General features: G+C 54.6%; 21 protein-coding genes. 8 read left to right on the forward strand and 13 right to left on the reverse strand.

Going from position 1 to position 23,651, the window contains the following annotated elements; all coding sequences use genetic code 11:
- Positions 1-166: 166 nt before the first annotated feature.
- Entirely contained in the window at positions 167-421 is a 255-nt protein-coding gene (locus C457_RS20045) for a hypothetical protein (protein WP_152419994.1), read from the forward strand.
- A 941-nt stretch (positions 422-1,362) separates the two neighbouring features.
- Positions 1,363-1,755, forward strand: a complete 393-nt coding sequence (locus C457_RS10690) for a DUF6176 family protein (protein WP_008094488.1) — start codon at positions 1,363-1,365, stop codon at positions 1,753-1,755.
- A 97-nt stretch (positions 1,756-1,852) separates the two neighbouring features.
- Here the strand turns inward: C457_RS10690 and C457_RS20050 are convergent, their stop codons facing one another.
- Together C457_RS20050 and C457_RS10695 are read right to left on the reverse strand one after the other, a co-directional pair.
- Entirely contained in the window at positions 1,853-2,335 is a 483-nt protein-coding gene (locus C457_RS20050; protein ID WP_152419995.1) for a hypothetical protein, read from the reverse strand.
- Positions 2,336-2,602: 267 nt separating this feature from the next.
- Positions 2,603-3,454 carry a hypothetical protein gene (locus C457_RS10695; protein WP_008094489.1) on the reverse strand — a complete coding sequence of 284 codons (852 nt, stop codon included), beginning with the start codon at positions 3,452-3,454 and terminating at the stop codon, positions 2,603-2,605.
- Positions 3,455-4,124: 670 nt separating this feature from the next.
- Between C457_RS10695 and C457_RS19585 the strand changes: the two genes are divergently transcribed.
- A complete protein-coding gene (locus tag C457_RS19585; RefSeq protein ID WP_008094491.1) occupies positions 4,125-5,798 on the forward strand; it encodes an MBL fold metallo-hydrolase in 1,674 nt (557 codons plus the stop codon).
- A 172-nt stretch (positions 5,799-5,970) separates the two neighbouring features.
- Here the strand turns inward: C457_RS19585 and C457_RS10705 are convergent, their stop codons facing one another.
- Both C457_RS10705 and C457_RS10710 read right to left on the reverse strand, forming a co-directional pair.
- On the reverse strand, positions 5,971-6,471 hold the full coding sequence (locus tag C457_RS10705; protein WP_008094493.1) for a hypothetical protein: 501 nt from the start codon (positions 6,469-6,471) through the stop codon (positions 5,971-5,973).
- Entirely contained in the window at positions 6,468-7,061 is a 594-nt protein-coding gene (locus tag C457_RS10710; protein ID WP_049913526.1) for a winged helix-turn-helix domain-containing protein, read from the reverse strand. The genes C457_RS10705 and C457_RS10710 overlap by 4 nt, the downstream gene beginning before the upstream one ends.
- Positions 7,062-7,470: 409 nt before the next feature.
- Here C457_RS10710 and C457_RS10715 point away from each other — a divergent pair, with 409 nt between their 5' ends.
- Positions 7,471-8,637 carry a hypothetical protein gene (locus C457_RS10715; RefSeq protein ID WP_161611442.1) on the forward strand — a complete coding sequence of 389 codons (1,167 nt, stop codon included), beginning with the start codon at positions 7,471-7,473 and terminating at the stop codon, positions 8,635-8,637.
- 351 nt (positions 8,638-8,988) lie between these two features.
- Positions 8,989-9,669 (forward strand): hypothetical protein, encoded by a 681-nt coding sequence (locus C457_RS10720; RefSeq protein ID WP_008094501.1) that lies wholly within the window; start codon positions 8,989-8,991, stop codon positions 9,667-9,669.
- Positions 9,670-10,389: 720 nt separating this feature from the next.
- Here C457_RS10720 and C457_RS10725 read toward each other — a convergent pair.
- The 6 genes from C457_RS10725 to C457_RS10745 form a co-directional block, all read right to left on the reverse strand.
- The gene (locus C457_RS10725; protein ID WP_049913528.1) at positions 10,390-11,652 is read right to left on the reverse strand and encodes a phage NrS-1 polymerase family protein; all 1,263 of its coding nucleotides are present in this window, start codon (positions 11,650-11,652) and stop codon (positions 10,390-10,392) included.
- A complete protein-coding gene (locus C457_RS20055) occupies positions 11,649-11,996 on the reverse strand; it encodes a hypothetical protein (RefSeq protein ID WP_152419996.1) in 348 nt (115 codons plus the stop codon). Before C457_RS20055 ends, C457_RS10725 begins: the two co-directional genes overlap by 4 nt.
- Positions 11,986-15,960, reverse strand: coding sequence for an ATP-binding protein (locus C457_RS10730; protein ID WP_008094503.1), 3,975 nt, complete (start codon positions 15,958-15,960; stop codon positions 11,986-11,988). Before C457_RS10730 ends, C457_RS20055 begins: the two co-directional genes overlap by 11 nt.
- Before the next feature lie 69 nt (positions 15,961-16,029).
- Entirely contained in the window at positions 16,030-17,082 is a 1,053-nt protein-coding gene (locus C457_RS10735; RefSeq protein ID WP_008094504.1) for a hypothetical protein, read from the reverse strand.
- A gap of 2 nt (positions 17,083-17,084) precedes the next feature.
- Positions 17,085-18,989, reverse strand: a complete 1,905-nt coding sequence (locus tag C457_RS10740) for a VirB4 family type IV secretion system protein (protein ID WP_008094506.1) — start codon at positions 18,987-18,989, stop codon at positions 17,085-17,087.
- 2 nt (positions 18,990-18,991) lie between these two features.
- The gene (locus C457_RS10745; RefSeq protein WP_008094508.1) at positions 18,992-20,041 is read right to left on the reverse strand and encodes a hypothetical protein; all 1,050 of its coding nucleotides are present in this window, start codon (positions 20,039-20,041) and stop codon (positions 18,992-18,994) included.
- 306 nt (positions 20,042-20,347) lie between these two features.
- On the opposite strand from C457_RS10745, the gene C457_RS21165 reads away from it, so the two are divergent.
- A complete protein-coding gene (locus C457_RS21165; protein WP_394295176.1) occupies positions 20,348-20,743 on the forward strand; it encodes a hypothetical protein in 396 nt (131 codons plus the stop codon).
- Between the two features lie 126 nt (positions 20,744-20,869).
- On the opposite strand, the gene C457_RS20915 is transcribed toward C457_RS21165, so the two are convergent.
- Together C457_RS20915 and C457_RS20920 are read right to left on the reverse strand one after the other, a co-directional pair.
- Positions 20,870-21,802 carry a hypothetical protein gene (locus tag C457_RS20915; RefSeq protein WP_239640747.1) on the reverse strand — a complete coding sequence of 311 codons (933 nt, stop codon included), beginning with the start codon at positions 21,800-21,802 and terminating at the stop codon, positions 20,870-20,872.
- 26 nt (positions 21,803-21,828) lie between these two features.
- Positions 21,829-22,290 (reverse strand): hypothetical protein, encoded by a 462-nt coding sequence (locus C457_RS20920; RefSeq protein WP_239640748.1) that lies wholly within the window; start codon positions 22,288-22,290, stop codon positions 21,829-21,831.
- Between the two features lie 125 nt (positions 22,291-22,415).
- On the opposite strand from C457_RS20920, the gene C457_RS20060 reads away from it, so the two are divergent.
- Positions 22,416-22,610 carry a hypothetical protein gene (locus C457_RS20060; protein WP_152419997.1) on the forward strand — a complete coding sequence of 65 codons (195 nt, stop codon included), beginning with the start codon at positions 22,416-22,418 and terminating at the stop codon, positions 22,608-22,610.
- A gap of 75 nt (positions 22,611-22,685) precedes the next feature.
- On the opposite strand, the gene C457_RS20440 is transcribed toward C457_RS20060, so the two are convergent.
- Complete coding sequence (locus tag C457_RS20440) at positions 22,686-22,826, reverse strand: hypothetical protein (protein WP_162471388.1); 141 nt, start codon at positions 22,824-22,826, stop codon at positions 22,686-22,688.
- A gap of 339 nt (positions 22,827-23,165) precedes the next feature.
- Here C457_RS20440 and C457_RS10760 point away from each other — a divergent pair, with 339 nt between their 5' ends.
- A complete protein-coding gene (locus C457_RS10760; RefSeq protein WP_049913530.1) occupies positions 23,166-23,531 on the forward strand; it encodes a nucleotidyltransferase domain-containing protein in 366 nt (121 codons plus the stop codon).
- Positions 23,532-23,651: the final 120 nt, after the last annotated feature.

Below are 23,651 nucleotides of genomic sequence, written 5' to 3' on the forward strand. Positions count from 1 at the left end.
AGCGAACTCTTCAGAAAACCCGGTCGAGAAGCACTCAAACACGCTGTCAAAGCGACTCTCTGAAATCAACAATCTGCTACACATGAGCGCTTGTTCTTATTAGGCTTCTTTGCTTTCTTCGGAAGGTATCTCCTTCGTTGGATACGTGAGGGATACGAGAGCGCAGATGAAAGCGAAAGCGGAAGTTCAGAACGGTAGCCCAACAAAAAGTCTGGGTAAGACAAAAGATGAATTTGCCATGTCTGGAAAAGACAGATCAATAGATATGAATCGGACAGAATCTGTTGGTGTTCTACTCATCGGATTAGGGCTTATTGCTGGTTCAATTGCGACAACCCAGGGGGTTGCCAACGTAATTCTCCCTTCGGTTTTTCTCATTGGGATTGGTATCATCGTGACGGTGTTCGGGAGGTATCGCTGACCGACTTCACTCTGTATTCAGTACGACTGCAGAAACCTTACCAAACGCTATCAGAAAAGGCGTGCAGCATACAGAGGGTTCATCTCGCACGAAGGCTTCACCCTCAGACTATCCTGTTATGTCAATGGGTGCGAAAAATACTTGCGCATTGATTGGTTTTGTACGGTATGGGTTCGTCCGTACTTCGACTACTGAAAACCCTCGCAGTTGCCGGTCTTCTCTACGTTCTCACAGCGTCTCTGACCATCCTTGGTGCAAAATCTGTGTCAATTGGAATACCGATGCCGAGTCAACTCCCATCGCTCTGGGGAGCCTGTGTCGCTGTAAGTTACTTACTATACGTATTCTACACTTCAGAGTCACGTCCACAGACAAACACTGCTTGACCGACTCGCGCCCTGAGTTCAGCACGCTCACATAAACCTCACCGAACGCTGTCAGAACCGTCGTGCAACATACAAGGGTGTATGTCGCAGTCCTCTAACATTCGCGTCAGCGGATGGTTGTTGAACCAATACCCGGTAATACTCTTGACATGCAATCGTCTGAAGAAGAGCGAATTAAGCGATTTTTGACCGCTGACCTATCCAGAACCCGAACACCATTACGAGTAGTAGGAGGGCTATCGGTATCCAGAATCCCAAACTAGTGAATAGTGAAATAGAGAGCGCCTCTGGTGTGAAAATTGCCATCCAGATAGGAATTCCAATCAGGAGGCTTACTGCAGCGATGAGAATGAAGCGGGGATATGAATCCATTTACGGACCTTAATAGGGTCTGTGCGTTGATAATATTCAGCCTTCAGATGACCGACTTGCGCTCTCTATTCAGCACGGCCGCAGAAACCTCTCCGAGTGGTGTCAGAAGGTGCGTGCAACACTCATAGGGTGAATGTATCACCCCATAACAACTATCGTCTCGCTGGACTGATTCTTTTCCTGATGGCCGAAATTTTCATCCGAAAGCAAAAGATTCGCCCCGGCAAAACCGAACGGCTCCGCGAGTGGATTTCGAAAATGGATAACAAAGCCGAAGCTGACAGCCAAGGAGTAAGGGAGATCTGGTCAGAAGAAAGCCTCCACACAATATCGTTGTTTATCGAACACGCTGAGGATGGGGACTATTTCGTCTGGTATCTCGAAGCAGATTCGATGGAACAACTCATTGACGCTCGGGGTGCCTCGACACACCCGTTGCACGATGTCGAAGACGCGATGATGGAGGAGGTCTTGGAAAACCCAAATGAAGGCGGTGATTTCGAGCCCCTCATTCACGGTGTGAGCCACGAACGTCCGAACAACTTCGAAGTTCAGCAGTACGTGGAGGAGTCCTGATACACACGCGCTCTGAGTTCAGCACGACTACAGAGACCTCACCGAACGCTATCAGATGTGGTGTGCAACACACAGACAGTGAGTTCACCGTTACTGGTCATAAGAGAGAGCTGGTGACGCTGACTAGAATGATCAGGGCTATTGGGGCAAGAAGTACGCTCAAGACGGCTATTCGAGGTTTCTCCTCCCGGAACATTCCTGCCAACCCATACGGAAGGCCCACCCCGACAGTCATTGCAACGAATCGGGTAATGTCCTGTAAGAGTTCAATTCTCGCACCGGGATAGCCGCCAGTTGCATCCATCGTCAATAAAAATCCGATAAATGCGGCCACGGCTAATCCGAAGATTCCCCAGATACCTAATAGAACAATTTCCCACCAGATGGCAGACGGCGCAAACCGAAGATATGTGATTAGCGCAATCAGCAGAGGGAGACTAAAAATCACGACCAGTTCAAGATTTCCACTCCGAAGTGGAGAACCCGGCAAACTCCCAATCAAGAGAAGAATTCCGAGAGCGAGTAATCCTATGAGCAACCCCACAAATTGTCGTTGCTCTAATGGATTGGTTGTAGTCACGATTGTCAAATCGTTCACAGACTAACAAAAATCATTCTCAGTCCTCGAATTACGAACTGACCGACTTGCACTCTGTATTCAGCACGCTCTCGACAAACTATTCAGCTACTGGGGGCTTCAACAGAGCCAGTAGTACGAGTCAATGAGGTCGTGGCTGCGCGCACAGCGTCGGCGGCGACGACGTCGCCGGCGCGAGCACGGAGCGGTGGGTGGGGAGGAGGGGCCGGGAGAGTGGGGACTCAAAAAGAAAACAGTCGCCTGTGTCGCCTACTCAGCCCACCACGCCTCGCGCTCTGGGAAACTTAGCTCGGACCACCCCGTCACAGCCACCGAGACGCGTCCACCGTACCAACTCTTCGCGACGTTCCGCATCGTCACACGCTCGCCTTCTCTCACAACCGGTTTTCTCGACTTCGCCCAGACAGTGAATTTTGTTCTCCCAGTCTCGTCCTCGATGAGTCCCACCTGCTGAATCGCCGAATTCGACGACTCCCACAACTGCGTCACCGTTCCAGAGATAGACACCTCTCGACGAGTGACCTCGCTGACCGCCGCAATCGGAATCACCCGTCCCGGTGCCTGCTGCAACTCTTCGAAAGCACCCACCACCGCGCTCATCATCGACTTCCCATCTGCGACCTTCTCGGCCAACCGCCGACTAATCGCCGCTCTCGACCATCCTTCGAGCTTCGCTTGCATTCGAGCTGCCTCTCGGTTCACTTCGCCCAATTCTTCTCTCGAAAGTTGCTCACGCGGGTCTGCCTCGTCGGGGTCTGCCCACCGATTCACACAGCCAGCGCGCTTCTTGAAATCCCTCGTTGCTTCGACGCTCATCCGCTCTACTGTCGCCGCCGTCCGCTCCTCCCGGTTCGACGTTTGCCTCCGGTCCCACCGGGTTTTCGTCCGTTCAATCTCCCACTCGCGTGCTTCCATCCGCTCTTCTTCTGCGAGGGTCAGTCCCCGTCCAACCGCTTCTGGGTTATTCAGGTCAACTTTGGCTTGGATTTCGAGTTCAACCGTGGGGTGGAGTTCAGGCGTCTCATCAACCACGTCGTCGACGACTGCTCGGGGGTGTTCGTAGTGCGAAACTTCATTACCGATTTGCTTCTTAGTACTCATTGGCGTTAACCTGAAGGCGCCTACTCAGCGTCTTCTTCCGACACCACGACTCTCCAGCCGTTGCTCTCTCACTGACGACAACCAACTCATTCTGCGCACGCCTTTCGCGCCTTCACGCGCGCCACCGGGGCGCGGAAGGCGTGCGCTCGACGATGGAATAACATCCAGCACCGCGCGACCCGACCTGCCCGGAGCGAGCGGCCAGCGCACAAGCCGGTTTCGCGTCCGACGACCGAGTCTGCGAGGGCGTCGTGACCGACAGCGCGCTTGGTGCTGGCGCACCGGGAAGGTGCGAGTGACGCGAGACGCGACTACCAGAAGCGACTCGTCGCGAACAGCGAGCAACGCGAGTCGTGAGCACGGAGGGCACAGGGCGGCGAGCGGGGCGTGCCGTTCGTACCACACCTGACTGCCGACGTACATCGCTGACTCCACAACAGGCCACGGGTGGGATCGAAAGGGGCCGGACACTCGACGTGCCCCGACGACGCAAGCACCGCAGGGACGAGGCGCGCAGCGAGTCGCGGTCGTCGAGCGTCCGGGGGCTTTCAGGATGTTGAACTCATGATCGCAGTCGCGCCACGCCAACTGTATCTGTCTTCATATGGTTCTTTTCTTCCGTCAATTGTGGAATGATATATGGGCCGTCCCTTTGTAGGACTGGACATTAATGCACATCCAGTTTCAGCATGCGAATCCACATTCCGGTCGTGAGTCGCTCATCCTCCGGTTCGACGGACTCCTCTCCGACCAGACCGTCTGTGTGCTCGTTGATGCTGGAGCAGATGTCGATACGACCACGCTCCTCGACGAAGACGCCGGGGAGTATCTCACCGCAATTTGTTTGACGCACGCACATCTTGACCACTACCAGTCTCTGGGGACGAATCTCGGTCATGGACCCCCGATATACACTGGGGATGGGACTGCTCGAATTCTCGAAGACGTCCTCGAAACGGGCCGTGAACACCACGGTTTTACACAGACCGAAGAAGTCCTCAATCGCCTCGAACCGATCACCTCGTGGACACAGATTGTGCCGGGACTTCGCGTCCACCCCATTCCGGCAGGTCACACTCCAGGTGCGACAGGCTTCCTCTTCGAAGTCACCGACGACGACGTGCGACGAACGATTCTCGTCACTGGCGATTTCACGACGCGACGGGCAGCTGGTTACCCTGGATTCGACCTCGACCTCCCCGTCGAAGTCGACACACTCGTCCTGACGGCGGCAACGAACGACGAGTTTGAACCAACACTGACCGACGCGATTGGGACGATTCTCGAACGAGCGCGTGCTGGGTCAACTATTCTTGCTACTGCGAGTGGTCTGACTGGGGTACAGACCGCCTATCTCCTCGGTCACCTCACAGACCAATGGGACGACCCGCTTTCAATCACTCTCGTTGGACACGCAGCAAAACTCTATGATAGTCTCGGATACACTGTCCCGAACGTTACTACGAGTCCGGAGTTTAGTTCTCCGACCGACGTTCTCACAGCGGGTGGTGTCACGATTGCCGGCCCAGAAGTCCCAGTCGGTGGCAGCTCGAAGCGACTCTTCGACTCGATTCGCGATGACCCCGGTGCAACGCTTGTCCAACTTACGAGCGGCCCGAGCGACCCACTGTCGAGTGCCACCTGCACGACGCACCACTTCACATTCAGCAACCACCCTACAACAGACACCATCGACGCCGTTGTCGACGCATTTGCGCCCATCCAGACGATTATCACGCATCAACAAGGTTTCGCTGCAACCCAGTACAAAGACAAGTACGACAGTTTCGTGTGGGCCACCGACGATACTGACTGCTATACGCTATTGGATGACGCTGGCTGGACACCACCACCGTGGGTGACAGACCAGACAACTCGTCGGGTACGGGCAACAGCCACGACCAATGGGTCGGTACTCACCAACGGCTCGACTGAACTCGAATACTCGCTGCCCATCACAACCCGTTGTGACGATGTTGACCTCACCGCCGAAGGGTTAGACCTCGAACAACTCCGCACACAAATCCCACCACGACCGGGATCACAGCTGTCAAACGGTGCTCACGAGACGAAAGCTGACGCGACTCCAAAAGCGCCGATGGAGATGAACCCCGAACCGAATTCGCTTGCAGACACTGAGACAACTGAAACACAGACTGTCGAACAGTCACTCGCAGCGATTGAGGAACGTCTTGGGAGTATCGAGTCGGCAGTCTCCAGTCGAGAACTCACTGCACAGGTTGTTGACGCAGGTGGCGACACAATTCTTCTTCGGCTTGAGAATCCGCCTGCATACCTCGAACATGGCGACCAGCTTCGAGTCCATCTCTCCGATCTCGACTGAAAGACAGGTGCAGCGACCGACCAGTAGCAGGTTCTGGTCAGTACGAGTTCTATCACCCACAGAATAGCAAGCGTCTGAGATTCTTTGAGACACTCTGTCCTGGCTTCAGGTAAACGAGACTTGATCCAACATTTACTACGATCGATAAGGACGCCACTTGCTTGCAAGCCAACTACTCGAGCAAGTCATCAACGAACCGGAAGCCGTTCACATACGTCACCGAATCGCCATAGCCCTCACTGGCCAAGACGGCCTCAGCTCCTTTTCCGGCAGCCGTATCGGTCGTATAAATATACGCCTGGTCTGCAGTTCCTTCGACGAATGCCTGGGCGGCGACGCCTGCCAACGCTGGGTCGGCACGCTCGATTTCGTCAGCCGGGCGATCATCCGCATTTGCGATGTACCGCTGGACGCCGTCCATCGTCCGTGAGACGACTCCGTGCGAATACTTCAGTGGCGCTGCAACCCGCGCCCATCCTTCCTCAATTGCCGTGTCGATTGGCGGTGTCTCAACATCAGGAGCGTTGACAGTCAGCTCCCCGTACACTCGTTCAGGGAGGACAAACGTGATGCCGTTGCGCCTTGCAAACCGACGAACTGCCAGATACCGAGGGTTCGATGGCTGACCCATCGATACGAACAGGCCGGTATCTGCGATGTGGATCGCAGTCACGCGTCGTCGACGTCCTCGTCAACGCCCTCGATATCCGCGAGTGACGCACCCGACACTTCGACGTCGAAATGTTCGAGGACCACGGGTCGGAGTGCCTGAAGGACGATTTCGGCCGCAAGCGGCGAAATGTCGAGATCACGGGCCATCAGGCGGTGCGTCACCTCGCCACGCTCACGGGCGACGGCGTAGGAGAGTGCCGTCGCGAGGCCAGCCACCCCATGACGGTCGATGTACGTGTCGATGTCGCCGTTGGTCTCACGGCGGCCGACCGCATCGATCAGCGCCGGCGTAATCGTATACTCACGGTCACCATCAGCGGTCACGGTCAGATTAATCGGACGGGCAGCGTACATCCGGGGTTGCTCATCACGGACAACCTCGACAACACCAGCGTCAACGAGCCGATTGACGTAGGTGTAGGCTGTCCCCTGTGCGAGACCGAGGGCGTCCATCACGTCTTTGACTGGGGTCTCCTCATTGCGAGCGAGATATGCATACAACTGAGCCAGCTGTGGCTCTTCGAGGAGGTCCGCGACCGAGAGGAAGTCACGGACGATGTCACCTGTGTTCTGCTTTGAGGTACGTGACATGGGTTCTCTGTACTGATTACAGTTTGCAGCGAATCAGTAAAGAGTGTTTGGGTAACAGTTGCTGGCTCAATATGAGATTCTTGAAGGAGAACAGGACGAGAACACGAATCAATACAATCGTCATGTACTGTTCGTCCCTGAAAAACCGGGTGTTGGGCTCTGTTGAAGCCTTCAGTCGCAGATAGTTTGTCGAGAGCGTGCTGAATACAGGGCGCGTATCGGTCACTGGTTCGGCGTATGATTTCAGCGACTCTAATCGGTCAGTATAGAAAGGGTATTTCACGTTTTGCGGAATTCCAGCAGGAATAGTACTTAGGTGAGACGATAATCAAACCAGTATCAAATGGAGATTAAAACTGCTGCAATGATTCGTTATGATCTTTGCCATGAGTCAAAGGGCGACTTGCTCTTGAGCAGACTCCAAAGGTTGTACAATGATGAGGGGAAGCAATTTGGAGAGAGTGTTCTCGGGGGACAGCAGTGGGAGCGATATCGATTCGAAGGTAAACTACACACCTCTGATAACGAATTTGGCACATTCGAGTCTGTGAAAACGTTCGTCAGCTTCGAAACTCGGCACCTTGTCGATACTGTAACAGTCGCCGAATTGAATGAAGAGCAAATCAAGGAGATTGAACAGAAGGAACCGAGCAGAACTCAGTATTTCATCGACGATCTTGCTGAGAAGCTAACTGGGATAGCAAAAAGAATCCCCACAGTTGCGCCGACCGGGTTCAACCGTCAAACGGTCCAATTCTACGTTGAGCCGGCAGAATCGCAGCCGGTAACAGGAGACGATGGAGAAGTTTCAGAAAAGTTGTTGGCCCAGTTTCTCGAGGAAAACAGAGAAGAATTAAGGAAGATTCACTACGTCGTCGATCACCCACAATCACTACTCAATGAAGAAGACTTGGTCACACCACAAGGTACAGCATTTCCTTGGGGAAAATTGACTGTATTCAATTTGACTTCTCCACCGTCTTCCGAGTCAGGTTTCGAGCCGACATGGCTTCGCCGGCTTAGGCCTCTTCGCGAATACCTTCGAACATATTTGTGGTTCAATCACCGCGTAGGCCTCCTCGCTGAGTTAGACCGAGAGACGCACGGCATTGAGGGGCTAATGCGAAATGGTTCGAGTGAGTCAAATCAGTTCCAAGAGGTACTGGAAATCGAGAACGAGTTAGACGACATACGGGAGACGTGGACCAACCGATACACTAAGACAGTCGACGAAATTGCGGATCTGAAGTCGAGACCCCCTCTTCAACGCTCACATAGGCAGCAAGTCGAGTCTGTGAAAATTAATGAGATAACACAGGGATCTCCTGTAAACTCTCTCCTGGATATCTACGACCAGCAGTTGGCTACACTGAGCGAACAAATATCGTCGGACGTTGAGCGGATCGGTTCTAAGTTGGACGAGGTTTCGAATTACATCCAAGACAAAATCAATGTCCGCGCTACGACTGCTACGCTCCGCCAGCAGCGTGCGACAAACTACCTGACCATCGTTATATTAGTTCTGACAGCTGTCACCGTCGCGATTGCAGCGGCTGAACTGCTCTGGATTGGGTAAGAGACAATCCCGTGTTATCAACCCAAATTAGTGACTGTTGAAATCCTCAACCGGTGATAGATTCCAGCAGTCGTGCAGAATTCAAACTGTGGATTGACCAGTACAACTAAACTCTTGACAATCTATCAAATTGGTATGAGACGGAGACAGTTCATCCGTTCTAGCTGCACCTTTGCTCTACCCCCATTACTCTCTACAGCAGTTTCTGCTAACTCTGTCACAGGTCGTCCGCCCAAGATACCGGAAGATCACCTGAATTCGTACGACTGGGAGAAGTCTTCAACCAGTCCTGAGCTCCCTGAGTTTGAGGATTCTGAGCATATCGAAAACAAGCGGAAAACCAGTTGGGGTATGAGTGCGTTCCACGGAGCCGCTGTGCGGGATGCAATCGAAGAGGAGACACCGTTCGAAGGGGTCAGGCCTCTCAAGCATATATGGGCTGCTCGAGTCACGACCGACGACGAAGACGCGAAACGTATCTGGAAAGAAGGAGAGGGAGCTGAAGTAGCCTCAGACATCGATTCAACCACTGAGCATGTTTTCGAACAGTTCATGGAGAAAAACGTCTTAGACGGCAAACTCGAATTCAGCGGAGAATGGCACCGTAAAGCCGTGAGTGAAGGAGCAGGTTTTCTCGTAGGTCTGGTCCCCGTGATTGGAGACGGGCTTTCGACAGCTTTCAGCTGGAAATGGGATTTACAGACCACGTTGACTACCGCTACTGGGGCCACGGCTTCAATCTCAGAGTATTATTTCAGTCTTTCACTAAGTTCGATTGCGGAGAACGCAGAAGAAGAGATTGAGAACGAGGTAGATATAGATTTCCGGGGGATCTACATTGACTGGTTTACTGAGGGGAACGTGTTCTATTCGATGGGGGGAGTGTATCCGGAAAGCGAGGAGCGGTTGAACGAACAGCTTACAGACGGTTTTGACGCCGGAATAATGGATTTCGACCCACCTGATTTTGATATCTCCACCGGCGGAATGTACGAACAAGAGATGCTTGACTTGCTATCTAAGGTCAAGTAATTCGAGGAATCAGCTGCTAAGTACGCAGACACAGTGAGCAGTTGATATAGCAGCGAATAGCTGAAAGCAACAGAATCGCCGTGCTGACTACACGCTCTGTATGTTGCGTGCAGTTCGTGTCACAGCCAGAGGAGTTCAACAGAACACAGTGATATGGTCGTCTTAACCAACAGAATCGAGATGATGTCGCTATCGTTGGTTAAGATTGCCGATTGTAGAGTTGCTGCACCGGCTTCACACTGAACACGTCGGGCGACTCAACAGGAACGCTGTGACTACGGTCGGTCGCGAGCGAACCCGTCCGCGAAAGTCGGTCGATTAACTCGTTGCGTACGGATTCCCGGCTGACTGTCGTCTCGTGCCACCCGAGACGCTCGTCGTAATGACGCTTGCAGAACGTCTCTGCAACGTCATCAGTTGCGATGAACTGTTCGTTTTGTTCCCCACACGTTCGATGAGACGTACTCAGCACCAACGTCCTCGTGAGTGAGTTCGACGAGGGCGCACTCGACGAACGCGACAATCGAAGTGTGGTGGCGGTTGTTTGGGACAGTCAGTTGGAGGTTTGACCACGGAGAGTTGGGTCGACTCGAACTACTCAGCGGTCTCTCGTTGCTACGTGCATGTTGCTGTTGCTCAGAATGCATAGGTTTTCTTCAGGGCACACAAGTTGCCCCGTCACCCCTGACGGGGCTACAAAACAGAGACGGCTATCAGATGCTACTCGGAATTTCCGCTGAACAAGCGTCTTGTTCGGCTGAGTAGCGACGTGTTGTCTGAGTTGTCTTTGGTGCCGCCGGTTTGTTGTCCTTGTTCACGATCACCCTCGTCACTACGTGCCGAAAGCTCTGCACTGAGGTCCTCAACCTTGGCCTCGAGTTCTGAGATACGCTCGTCTTTATGTTCAATCATCGTCTCGAGTTCGCTCACACGGGTAGACAGCAACTGGTTCTTCTCGATGAGATAGGCGTTGCGACGGTCCGGTTCGTCAGTATCCACGTCGGCGGTCCCAGGCTCTGTTTCAAGCTTCGCCTGCGTCGATTCGTTCCTGGGACTGGGGTCGTAGTACTCCGACGTCGCCTCGATTGCCCGCTCAATGGTTTTCTCGCCGTACGTCGACCCATCGGCGTAGTGCACTTCGTCCCATTTCGCTCGAAGAAGTCCCGACTGTCGAAACAACGTGTCCATCTGTGCCGTGTCTCCCCCAGTCCAGAAGGCCAACAGACAACACAGCGCCATGTCTGCTTCCGAGTTGCTATCGTAGCCAGCGGTGTTCCCGTTCCACAGGCGTTCGAACTTGGGGCCGTTCGAGGCGTTCTTTGCTTTCTTCAGTAACTCGTTGTCTTCGAGGGAGACTGCAGGTGTGGTCGCAGTGCTAGTATCGTCCCTGACGCTCGTACGTTCGTTACGTTTGGGTTCTTTGTTCTCTGAGAGGAGTTGGACGTATTCACGATGAATCGCTTCGAGCGCGTCTTGTCGGCGTTTGACGTGTCCGGGCGTGTTGCCGACGCGGTCACCGGTGACGGTGAAGAATCGTGCAGTGTCATACAGTTCGATATGCCCACGTCGGTTCCGACCTTCGGGGAGGTCTCCGTTGATGAGCACGTGATAGCCCGTTCCCGAGGGTGAAATTTCTGTGTAGGAATCGAGTCGCTCGATGATGTCCTGTGCGTCCTCGTCGACGTCACCAGTCTCTGGGTCTCGGCAATCGTCTAAGTCGACGCCGACGATTGGGTCGTCTTGGGTGAACACGAAGCCGATTCCATCCGCTCTCTCATTGGTCACGAAGTCGAGTGCTGTTTCGAAATCTGACCATGTGTCTGGATCCGTCGATGATGCGAACGAACCTTCTCCAGGGACCACTGGAATCTTTGTTTGCTTCCCGTCTCGTTTCTCACTTCGCCAGCATACCCATTGGTCTTGTTCGATGAGTTCTGCTGGGAGATTCTCCTGTGTCACGAATGTGGTAGTTTCTTTCGTCATTGGTTCAGTTCCTTGGTGGCCGCGCCCCTTTTGGCGCCAGAAAAAATCTCCCCGCGTTCGCTTCGCTCACTTGCACCGGCATACCCCCCATCTATACTAGTTGCTTTTTGCCGTAACAGAATCCCCAAATGAGCGATAGAGGCGCTGGGTTCTCTGCGTACGCCATGTACGGCATTTTCTTGAGCGAGGGGCAGTGTTACGGCATTCTCGTTTTTGCCGTAACACGACGCAGTCTTGCGTTTTTGCAGATTCTCACGAATCGAAACCGTCGGTTGCTGTAACGCCATCGTAAAATGCGATACAGTGGTGTTTGAAGGCGTACACTCCCCGATTTCAGAATTCATCGTCGACAATCCGATTTGCGAGTGAAATACCCTTGTAGCACCGAATCGCCTCCCCGTCATGGCGCTCAGTTGTCCGTTCAAATACTATCTGATTACTGAGGCGTCGGCTGAACCAACTCGGTGAATCAGGATTGATCTCGTGTTGGTTGGCCCACGCATCATATGTCGAATAGACGTCTGCAGCAGGGACCGAATTACCCTCCTTTTCGACTATCCATTCAGATACGAACTGCTCGACAACAGCATCAGGATCGCTCTTCCAGTCAGAATTCGGAATCTCTTCAGACGAAGTATCTGACTGCTCGGTACTCACAAGGAGCGTTTCGAGTGACATCGTCGAATCTCCATCATAGACGACCGGCTCATCATTTTCACGGAGAATGACGACTACGTAACTGTCCGTGTCGTACGTCGGGTTCAGTAACTCCTCTGCTGGGATGAACGGCTTGTTGATTTTCACCCACTCTGCCTCAAAGGCGTCCTTTGACTCATAGGCGTGAATCTCCCCACGCTCATAGACGAGATACTCTTCGACCGGACGGTCGTAGCTGTAGGTTGCTGGCACGCGGTCTTTGGTCACTTCGTCCCACGTAGAGACACGAAGATGCTCTGTCCCAGTTCCATCTCGGAAAACAATCTGACCTCTCTCTTTTACCCATACAGAGCGCTTCGAGTCGTCACTCCCGCTCACTGGGCGAACAGCGGTTACACCACCAAGCTCGGTTGCTCCCCCGTTGAACGTGAGCGGGACATCGTGGGTGTAGAATCGGGTCTCCCCGTTTGCAAGTTCACGAATCGGAGACGAGAGGACTCGGTCTAGCCGCTCGGCCCAGTAGGTCTCTGTTTCGCCGGGGCGGACGACAAAGAGCGGAACCGCGTTCTCCTCTTGAGCCTTCTGGAGGTTCGTGAGTACCTTCGCTGGGTTCTTTGGGGTTGTCGTCTCGACCTCAATTGCGAGCGGAGCTTCGAGGTCTGGATGGGTGGCTCTCGCGTCCGGTTTCTCACTGCCGTCTTGGGTGAGAATCGAGACGGTGAATCCCAGCGGTGACAACGCCTGTTCGATTTCGAGGAGTGCATCGTCGTGGTCCTGTCCACCAGCAGATCGCACCTCGCCTGTATCTGGTTCTGCCTCTGTTTCCCCTGCCTCTGTAAGTCGGACGATGAGTTCGTCCGCGTCGATATCGACTGTGGTGTCAAGCAGTCGCGACCGCTTGCGAATCTCCGTGAGTTCCTCGTAAGCGGGTGGCTCTGCGTCGACTCGCTCGTACAACTCTCGGAATGTCTCGTCGACCGTCTCGACACTCACCCATTCGTTATCGTCACGGACGCCATGGCGGAGTTGCACACTTCGGACGGTCTTCGCGATAGCGACGTCCAAGTCACCGGTGTGGACATCAAGCAACTCGCCTAATTCATCGGGCGTCCTCGCCGTTGGATCGCTTGTGTCTCGGGGAACGCCGAACTCTTGCTGCGTCCGCTCGTACACCCGAGAGAGCGCATCTTGTAATCGCTGTTCTTCATGTGCTGAAAGCGGCGACTCACTCTCGGGATGCCCCGCTGGAATTGGGAGTGGTTCGATGTTGAACGGATACGGACCCGTCTTGCCGAACGTCGGGCTCGGCAGCTGGGCAATCCACTCACCACGTGGGAGCGACCCAATCCGATTGGCGAATTCTTCGGGGGATAACTCCTCGAAGGCCATCGCATTCGCCAACTCGCGATCGACCTTGATCTTCCCGACGAGCAAGGTCCCGATGTTGTTGAGCAAGTTGAGATAGAGGCGTCGGCCACCCTCGGCTTGCATCTGTTCGGGGAACTGCATCGCCAGTCCAACTGAGAGCCGGAAGCTGCGGCCTTTCTCGAGGAGATTGTTGAGGACCGGAGAGGCGGCCACAGACGCTGCCTCGTCGATCATGAGGTTGACGACGTAGTCGTCGGGGCGTTGGGTCAGGTCGTCCTCGTGGGTCCGCAACGCGTCTTCTAACATCGTGAGGATGAGTCCGGTCAGGATTTTCGCCGACTCGTCGCTTAGCCCCCCAAGGTCGAACAGGATGACCTGGTTACTATCGAGGATATTTCTGAAGTCGAATTGCTGAGCGGTATTATCAAAAATCCGCCGAAGGTTGGGGTTCAACGTGACGTACCCAAGACGATTGGTCAGCCCATCAAGGACGTTCGAGAATGTGGTCTGATCCATCGAGACCCTCCGACGGAGCTCACGCCGAGCGGCAACGTCGGTCGTCTTTGGGAGGGCGTCCTCGTTCGGATGAGGTGGGCCGGCTGCTCTGAGTTGGTCCGAGACATGTTCGAGTTGTTCGTGACCGAAGTAATCTGTATGTTCTCGGTACGTGCCATTCTCACGGCCGTATTCCTCGTCGAACAGCGCAGTGATGAGTGACTGGATGAGGATTGGAGTGGTAGTTGCGCTCCGAACGACGTCTTTCCCCACGACGAGTTCGAGGATTTGCTGGTACTGGTCGGCCTTGCGCTTGACCGCGTCAATCCGTCGTACGCCACGCGAGAGCGCCGGTCGGAGGTCGAAAAACGAAAACCCAGGCAAGATCTCAGGGACTGGAAAATACAGCACGTTCTCCTCGAGATCGTCCATCCCGAAGCGCCGCCCATGAGCTCGCATATAGTTCTCAGCAAGCCCGTCGCCCTTGTGGTCGAGGACGATGACTGGGCCATCGGTGTTAGAATACGCCGAAAGGATGTCGTTGAGCAGGGCTTTTGATTTCCCGCCACCCGTGGTTGCAGCTCGAAGATAGTGGGTGACCAGCGAAGAAGGCGGGATACACACCGGTTCGTCTTCGGGCGTGCCGTTTTCGTCGACGGGATACCCAATCGTCATCCCCTCGCGCAACCTCGCCATGTGGTCGTGGTGTGGCAAAGGCAGCGAACTCTGACTCTCCTGTTCAGAGCGCGTTCGTCGTACGCCTTCGATGCTCAGCTCGTTACCAGACGGGATGGTGATGAACTGTGCAAGTTCACGGCCATTACAAATGAAATGTGGTGTGGTTTGTCCTCGTTTCGTCTCGATGTCTCGATTGAGCAGTCGGTCGAACGTGTTGCGTGCGTGTTTCTGTTTCGTTGTTTCCCGGCGGCCATTGTCTCGGAGGCGTTCACGCTCCACCTCGTAGAACTCCCCACCAATCGAGTCGAAGACCGTTTTCAGGTCATCGAGTTGGGCATCAACCACCGATTCATCTGTGTCGGTCGGCGGAACGGCGACTGCCCGGAGATTGACAGTGAATGTACGACGTGGGTTCTTGCCACCGAGTTCTTCGAGCCGTTGGGTTGTGGCATCGCTCAGGTGCTGTTGTTTCTCAGCCAACGTTCGCGTGTCGGTAAAGACGGTGCTGACGGCTTTGTCTATCCAGGTATCCGTCTGGTTCTGGAGGTTGAGCTTCCGATTCTCGGCTTTGGGTGACCAATCAGGCTTGCGCTGAAAGAGAACCTGGAAGGCGATTGGGGCTTCGACGTCTGCGAGTTCGTCGACGAGGGAAACGAGTGGGAGTGGTAGGGTATCGTCTACGAGCGGTGACTCGGAATCGTTCCGAGTGAGCAGCATCATCCAGTCATCCTTCCGCATGCTCGACCCCTTCCACCGCACGCCTCGTGGCGAAAGATCGTCGTGCGCTGTGTCGTCCGAGACGAGTTTCGACTCAACATCGAAAGACTCCCGCGAGAGATCGAACGATGACGGGTAGATCCGTGTAAGCCGTTCTTCGAGTGTGTCGAGATGAGTATCGGCACCGTAGTAGAACTCAACTGGCTCATCGGTCCCTTCACTCAAAACGAGGAACTCAAACGTCGGTAGCGGACTCGAATGCAGCGGGTTTAGCCGCTGTGTAAGCGAGGGCTGCTCGGCTGTGAGCTTGTGCAGACTCTCAAGAGCGGGGGGAATCCTGTTGGTCTGGAGTGTCTCAGAGGTCGGGGTGACTCGAATGTACTCACGGGTCATTCGAGGATACCTCTCTGGATGGAGTCTCCGGCGGTGTGACTGTCTGGGTGGTACGGTTGGCTGACTGGATTAGTTGTCGTCATTGTCGCGAATACGAAAAATCTCAAGCAGGCGGTCCTGTGCGTCGATACATTTGTCTCGAAACACCCGGTCGTGGGGTAACCGTGCGATAATGTAGGCGGTACTCACGGTCGGTGTGAGTGCTGTGAGGAGTGGTGTCGTGAACATCGGCAACGAAGCAGGGGGACCGACAGCAACGGCTGTGAGTGCAAGTACGAACCCATACCGCGTCGGGAACTCCCACAACTCACGTCGTGGTTCCCAGACCATCCGCACGAGGTCTAATCTGAGTGCGTCTTTGATTTGGTAGGCGATGCCCAGCGACCCAACGAACCAGAGGATTCCCGCCCCAAACTGTCGCCCAGCAGGTGCATCGCCGACCGCAACGAGGATGAGCATAACTGCACCGTACAAGCCGATAGCAGTGTAGACGGCGAGAGCGTACCACTTCGGCGGATTCCACTCGCCAGCCCAGCCCGTGGGGTCGTTGCGCTCACGCTCAGCAATATGGGTGAAGTAGACTATTCCGAAGAGGCCGGTGAACGCCCACGCGAGTGTGGATATGGACGTGTAGCGTACTGCAGTGATCGCTGTAATCGACTGGTCGAACCATTGCATACCCGTGTCTGGGGAAACGAACAGAGTACCGACGACTGCAGCAATCGGGGGGAGGAGTAGAAGTATCCCGACGAGAAGGAGTGCGAGAACCCCGAGGCGACGGGCGAAGAGAAAACGTGCTGTTGGATCGGTGAGGTAATCGTGGATAGTGTTGGGCAGGTTTCTGGCCTTACCGCGAAGTGAGGTGGGTGGCTGTGGTTGCTCTGCTGCACGCTTCTTTCGGACGGCTTCCTTCCAATCATCACGCTCTTCGCAGTCACGGCAGAGGACTACGTGATTCTCGACGGTGAAGACGTTACCATCCAATAGAAGGATGTTAAAATCTCCAATGTCGTTGCCATCGACAACCCTCCCGCAGGCTTCACAGTGAGAACTCTCTCTCCCCAGAGCCTGCTGAAATGATTCGAGCATTTCGTAGTCTGGCGGGGGATTATCGTCCGGCATAGCTACACCCCGTGACCGTCGTTTTGAGTGTGGTCGGGAGTCTCGATGAGTTGTGCCTCTTCCTCTAGCGCGGTTACTTTGACCGGGAAGGTTCCCTCATCCTCAACCGAAACAAGTGCGTGGCTATACCCACGGTCTCGGTCGCCGGGTTTTGCGTTACGGATGAACTCTGCCTCACGAGACGTCAATCCGAGTTTCGCGCGATTCTCTTCGGACAGGCCGGGAAGCCGATAGAGAATCTTCATCGAACAGTTGTTGGCGATGGTCTCCGCTCGTGGGTGGATGAAGAAGTCCTTGAGTTCCTGGGTGATGAGGTGGATGCTCAAGTTATAGTGACGGGAGTGTCTCGTAGCACGGTCGAGCCACTGCAGACTGCCTTCGTGTTCCATGAGATAATGCGCCTCATCAACAGCGAGGATGACGCGCTTGTCTGTCTCCTTGGCTCGCTGGTAGACATTTTCGAAGAGCAACTGCATCATCAACGCAATTTCACGGTCCGCCTCACCTTGCTGGAGGTCAAGGTAGACAACCTTCTCACCGGAAATGTTGACCTCGGTCTCTCCGGCTAGGTTCGAAAACTCGCCATTGCCCATGAATGGGCGCATCGCCATTCGGAGATCGGCAGCGCGTTCTTGCCACTTCTCGACTTCCAATTTGGTTGGGTCAGCCGCGTCTGTATCGACCGAGTCGAGGAACGCTGCTGCGTCCTCTGCAATCTCGGCGAGAATCGAAATCACATCGCGAATCGTCGGACTCGCATTGCCGTGTGTCGAGGGGTCTGACGTGATTCCGTTGCGGCGGTAAGCTTCTCGAACAGTGGTCCCGAGGACGGCGCGTTCTTTCTTGTCGAGGCCGTTGCCGACGTGAGCGAAGAACGTATCGAAGAACCCCATGACACTGCTGAAACGCTGACTGAATGGGTCGATGTCGGGGACGTCACGCAGGACGTGTGCTGGTGTTTCCCTGATTTCGAGTGGGTTCAACCCTCGAGACCCACCAACCACGATGTGTTCGCCATCGAGGGCATCGGAGAGACTGCGGAAGCCCTCCAATGGGTCGATCATGATGAGGATCGTGTCGGGGTCCTTTGCGAGTTGGCGTAGGTTCAGGAGCTTCGTCCCGAACGATTTCCCCGACCCAATCTTCGCTGCAGTGAGGATATTGTAGCCGTTCTGCCTGTCGAATCGGTCCATGACGACCGGGGCGTCGGTCGTGGCGTGATAGCCGACGAGTACACCACTTTCTTCGATGAGGGTACTCGCAGAGAAGGGGAACAACGCACCAGCAGCTTTGCCTAACATCGGTGTCGTCTGTTTGAGCGTGTCCTTTGCAATCGGACTGTTGCTCACAAGGCCTTCGTCCTGAGTGTAATCGACAGATTTCGTGACCAGACGCTTCTTCATCAACTCCGACTGAAGACGGTTGGTCGTCTCTTTGACCTCCTTGTTCGTGTCCCCACGAATAGTGAGGTAGACCGCGACCTCGAAGACCCGCTGTGAGCCATCGGTGAGTTGGGCAAGGACCTCTTTGTGCTCTTGGAGTCGGCGTTGGGTCGCCCCCAGTGAGGCACCGCCACGCTGCTCTTTCTCTCGCCTTGTTGCATCGAGATCCGTGATTGCTCGCTCGAATTGCCTGATTGCCTGCTCCGACTCACGAGGACTGGCGTGAATGGAGATGTCGATATCAGCACTCGGGTGTGTCGTGAGCATATCGAGTAACCCGGGCGTTGCTGCTGCCGGGAAGTCCGCGAAGAACAGCGTCTTCGCCCAGCGCTCGCCCGTCTGTGTGATGTCGGATTCGAGTTTGATGCTAGAGGGTGCAACGTTTTGGGCGTGTACTCGAATCTGATCGTCCTCAGTATCGTTGGCTTCGAGACTGGTGAACCGCTCGATGAGGGTTTTGAGCATCTTCAGAACCTCCCCGAATCGTCGCCAGTCACGACGGGAATCGAACGAACCCGCTCATTTCGTTGGCCTGCACTCGGTCCGTAGTGGGTGCGTTCGCCACTCCAGTACTCTTCGAGTAGTGCCGAGAGTTCGTCGGCCGAAACACGTTCAGCGTCACAGCCTTCGAGGTCACGGATACCGCTCTCGAGCGTACGGAGGCGACGTCCCAGTTCTTCTTTTTGTCGCTCGCGGATTTCCTCGTGTGTGAGCTGAGTGCTTTCGGCTCCAAACACCCGAATGAATCCACCAATTACGGGGACATCACACAGTTTCGCCAGTGCACCACGGTCAGCAAGTTGTACTTCACGGATGCTGACGGGGATTAGTATGTGATACTCCCGGACACAGGTGCCACGGCTCTCGAACTCCGCCGGGAACCGCTCACGATAGACACGAATTATGTCTCCAAGAGCTGGGTTGTCGACGACGTCGGAATCGTCTAGCCGTTCACGATAGCCAGCAGTGATTCGATCAGGTTCAACGGGACGGGCAGTCGAGTGAATCTGGAAATCAAAGTCCAGTGCGTTCAGCACACTTCCGAAGGAGTTGGCCATCGTCTCCCACTCTCTATCAGTAGCGAGTGAGAGATTAGCTGGACTCACACGAAGTGCGGCGACGAGATGACCATCGGTGCGCTCGACCAGATTCGAGACTGGCAGAAAGCGCTTGACTTGCGTGAGTGAGTCGGTCTGTTTGGCGGGGGTTTCAGCGACTGTCGTTTTAGTGTGCTCTGCTCGTGAAAACATAATCATATCCGCCAACCACTGCTGTGGCGACTTGTGAGACGGCGTCACGAAGATGAACCCAGCGGTCAACAGCAGGATTCCAATCGTCGCGAGGAGACCCCCGATGTTCAGCCACTGAGGGGTTGCAAGCAGAATGAATCCACAGACAACCCCAGCTGGGAGGAATAGCTTCAGGTCGTTGAGACTGTAGTCGATTTCGATGCCGAAGATCTCGTCACTCGTCCCGAACTCATCAAGGATCCGTCGAGGCGTGTCGCGGTGGCTCATTCGTTCTGCCCCCGCGTGTTGAAGACCGTTTCTCGACTCTCAGTAGTCTGTTGAGCGTACGAGTACGGGCCACCGTAGCGTTCACTTTCTACGGCTTCACGTACATCATAGAATTGTTCGTCCTCTGCACCCTGAAGAAGAATTGTCTTGTCCGAGTATGCTTTGTCGAACCGTTGGTAACCTTTGTCCAGAGTCCAATCACGGTTCGAACTCGTACCACCCACTCCTTTGAAATCGCCGTTGGGGAGGAAGTACCCCGCACGGTACTCCTGTTCATTATCCAACTCAGATCGTGTTGCGACCTTATTGAGAGATATACTGGAGGGGATACGCGAGTCGCTAAAGAAGCCCCTCGAAGCACCCATACTCGCCGTTCCAGAACCACTCCGAGTAAGCCCACCTGAAGGGGTGCCCAGCGCCCCAACTGCACTTGATGCAGTCGAACTCGTGTTATCACTGGAGAACGGCGAGCCAACGATCGGATCTACACGCGGGCTGGAGGCAGCTGAACTCGCGGCACTCGTTGCTGCACTACTTGCTTTCCCCACCTTACTCGACGCACTCGCCAAAGTTGTCGCCGACACAGCACCGAGAACGCCGGCGGCCATCGACGAAAACGGACGAATCGAACGCATGCCGACGAACAGCATAATCGGTGATAAGAGTGCAATCACCCACAGACAGAGCGTCAACAGCGCATAGACACCGAGGCCGGGGACAATCGACGCTGGACCGGGCATGGCACTCCGGGCGGCGTTGATGATGGGATACCCAAAGCCCAACACGAGTGCTGTCGGGAAGGGTAAGAACGCGACGGTGACGAACAGGTCACGCCCAATTTGGCCAACCTTCGAAACGATGCTCAGTGGGCCGAAATCGATCAACGAGAGGGCGATGAAAATCGGGAGTGCCGGGGCGAAAATGAACACCGACACCCACGAGAGGCCAAACACGAGTGCGATCAGGAGGAACAGCACNCGAGAGGGCGATGAAAATCGGGAGTGCCGGGGCGAAAATGAACACCGACACCCACGAGAGGCCAAACACGAGTGCGATCAGGAGGAACAGCACACCCGACGACAACCATACGAGGATGATGCCAAGGCCTGCGGCGGCACTGTTCCCACCAATCGATCCGAGGTCGGCTACGAGGTCGGCACCATCGGGGGCAACCGCGAGGATCATGCCCTGCGAGAGATGCAAGACGACGGCAGCCCAGATCCACGAGGCGAGGATGAAGAACAACCCAAACCAACCCTTTTGTTGAAGTGTTTTGCTCCGGTGGGCTGCAGCCGAGCCACCAGGGAGGATTGTCGTGAGACGCAAGAGGACCATCCCAAAGCCCCACAGGGCAAGACCGATAGGTAGCCCTTTTGTGAACCACATATCGTAGGCCGTCCCCATCGGGGCGTTCGTGGGTCGGTCGACGAGTTCCATCTCACCATTTTGGAGGGGGACCGGCCGAGAGACGAGGAACTCAATCGACCATTCAGCGACGTCGCGAGCGAATTCAAGGTAGGCCTGTGCGATAGCTCGAATTGCATCAATGAAGCCGTTGCAGACCTGTCCACTGACGGGGTTGATGCCGCTACAGTAGTCTGCATCGTTGGCATCATCGTTGTCCTCATCACCGGACAGTTGGTGGGGAGTGGTTCCGAGTTGCGCATCACTTGTAGAGGCGACGGCGAGGATAGGAACGGTCCCAGAGCTCACGATGAGCGTCAATACAACCAACACTGAGAGACGTACGTTGTGTGTCATAGAAGGGAGACTCCGTGCGAGGTCCCTCAGAAGAAGGGAACGATACTGACACACTCAGCCGTCGACGTCCCAGTGAAGCCAATAAACATCTCGATGACGACGGCAAACAGTGGCGTTGTCACCGCACTCATACCGGCTCTGTTGCGCCAATTTTTGAACGTCTGAACTGACTGCGGGTCCTTCGGGAACGCAGCTGCGGTATGGAGGATATACGACAAAATCGCGGCTCCAATCATGAGCGTGCCTACGACCAGTGGGGCTGCTTGATTAATCGTCTCGGCCAGTGGGGTTCCACAGATGCCACTGCCGACGCCCTCCTGGGCAGCAGCAGTCGTACTCATCGTGACGATGATTAATCCAGCAGTGACCAGAGTGTGGCAACCATATTTCAAGATATGTGACATGGGCGATTTGACAGCCGGTGAATCTGTGTCCGATATTTCAGATTCGTGCTTTTCAGTCAATCTAAAGGCCATTTTCCTAGACATTATGTCGGGTTCTATCTAATCGGTCGGCACTATATTATTAGTAGATTTTGGCCAATTTTCAAACGGTTGATGGGTGAGATGACCCAATACTTTTGTACTGGTTGTAGACAGTCTTAGAACGTTACATGACGCGTCCAAATGCGGATATTCCGGAGGGGGTTCACGGGAGTATGAAAGAGCTCGGCAAAATGTATGGAATCTCGACTGAAGAGGCCTATATTTTAGCTGCGAAAGTGCTGCTGAATCTCGAGTCAGGAATCGAGTACAATCCGGATGGCGAGCTCGTCGAGACGTTCCTCGAGAAGCACGCTAAGAGATAAGAAGAGAGACAGGGAGCGATCTTACTTTAATTGGATGAGTGCAGAGAAGAGGCTGGACCGTGCGGGGTGATGAGCTCACTCGGTTTCGAGGGCTGCATAGATATCTGCGTGGCGACGCCTGTCAAGCCGCGCCATTTCAAGCGCAATTTCGCGGCGTTCCTCGTCGGTCTCTGCAGAATGGTATCGTTCGTAGAGTTCGCGGACTTCGTCGTCCACAGAACGTGAGGAATCAATGCTGGACGTCATCTCTTAGTGTTGTGTAGTTTCTGATGTCGTTTGGCTGTTCCGCCGTGTACAGGTGCGAAAATACACGACTGCGTGTCGGGTGATCTGTAGAATCCTGCCTTTGATCTTTGAAATACTCGGCTCTGTTGAACTCATCAAACCTTGACAGGATGTTCGTGACACATACAGAGGATGTGTCGGTCACCATAAGCACAGATAGCAGCCTCATGTTCCCACGTGAAGTAAAACTGCAATCGTGATTAGATTGCTCAAAGTTGAGGGCTGCCCAACAGGGGAAAATAAATGACACCGAGGGACGTAACCAAGTATATGAGCAACGAGACCGCGAACGGAGTCACGTCGGCCAATGCCCACGCCGTCGCAGCGGACGCGTTCGTCAATCAAGCGCGGTCCGAACATGGCGATGAAATCGCCGAACTGTACGTCTTCGGTTCCACAGTCCGCGGCGAAACTCGTGGACTTGCCAGCGACGTTGATGTCCTCATCGTCCTCAACGAAGACGCTAATCAGGATGTCGCCGCTGATTCTCTCCGTGACCTCGCCTACGATGTGATGCTCGAATACGGACCTGTTGTCGAACTCCACATTCTTTCAGAGACCGCGTTCGAACGCCACCAACACGAGGGAACCCCCTTCATTAGAAACGTTGTCACTGAAGGACGCTCCTATGCCTGAGGATGAAGAGCCCGGCGATGCTGCGGTTAAAGACCAACTCCGACAGGCTCGCCGAGCACTGGCGGACGCTGAGGGTGCGCAAGACGCACAACTTTCTGATGTCGTTATCATCAATCGGCT

It is taken from the genome of Haloferax prahovense DSM 18310, from assembly GCF_000336815.1.
In the GTDB taxonomy this organism is placed as follows: domain Archaea; phylum Halobacteriota; class Halobacteria; order Halobacteriales; family Haloferacaceae; genus Haloferax; species Haloferax prahovense.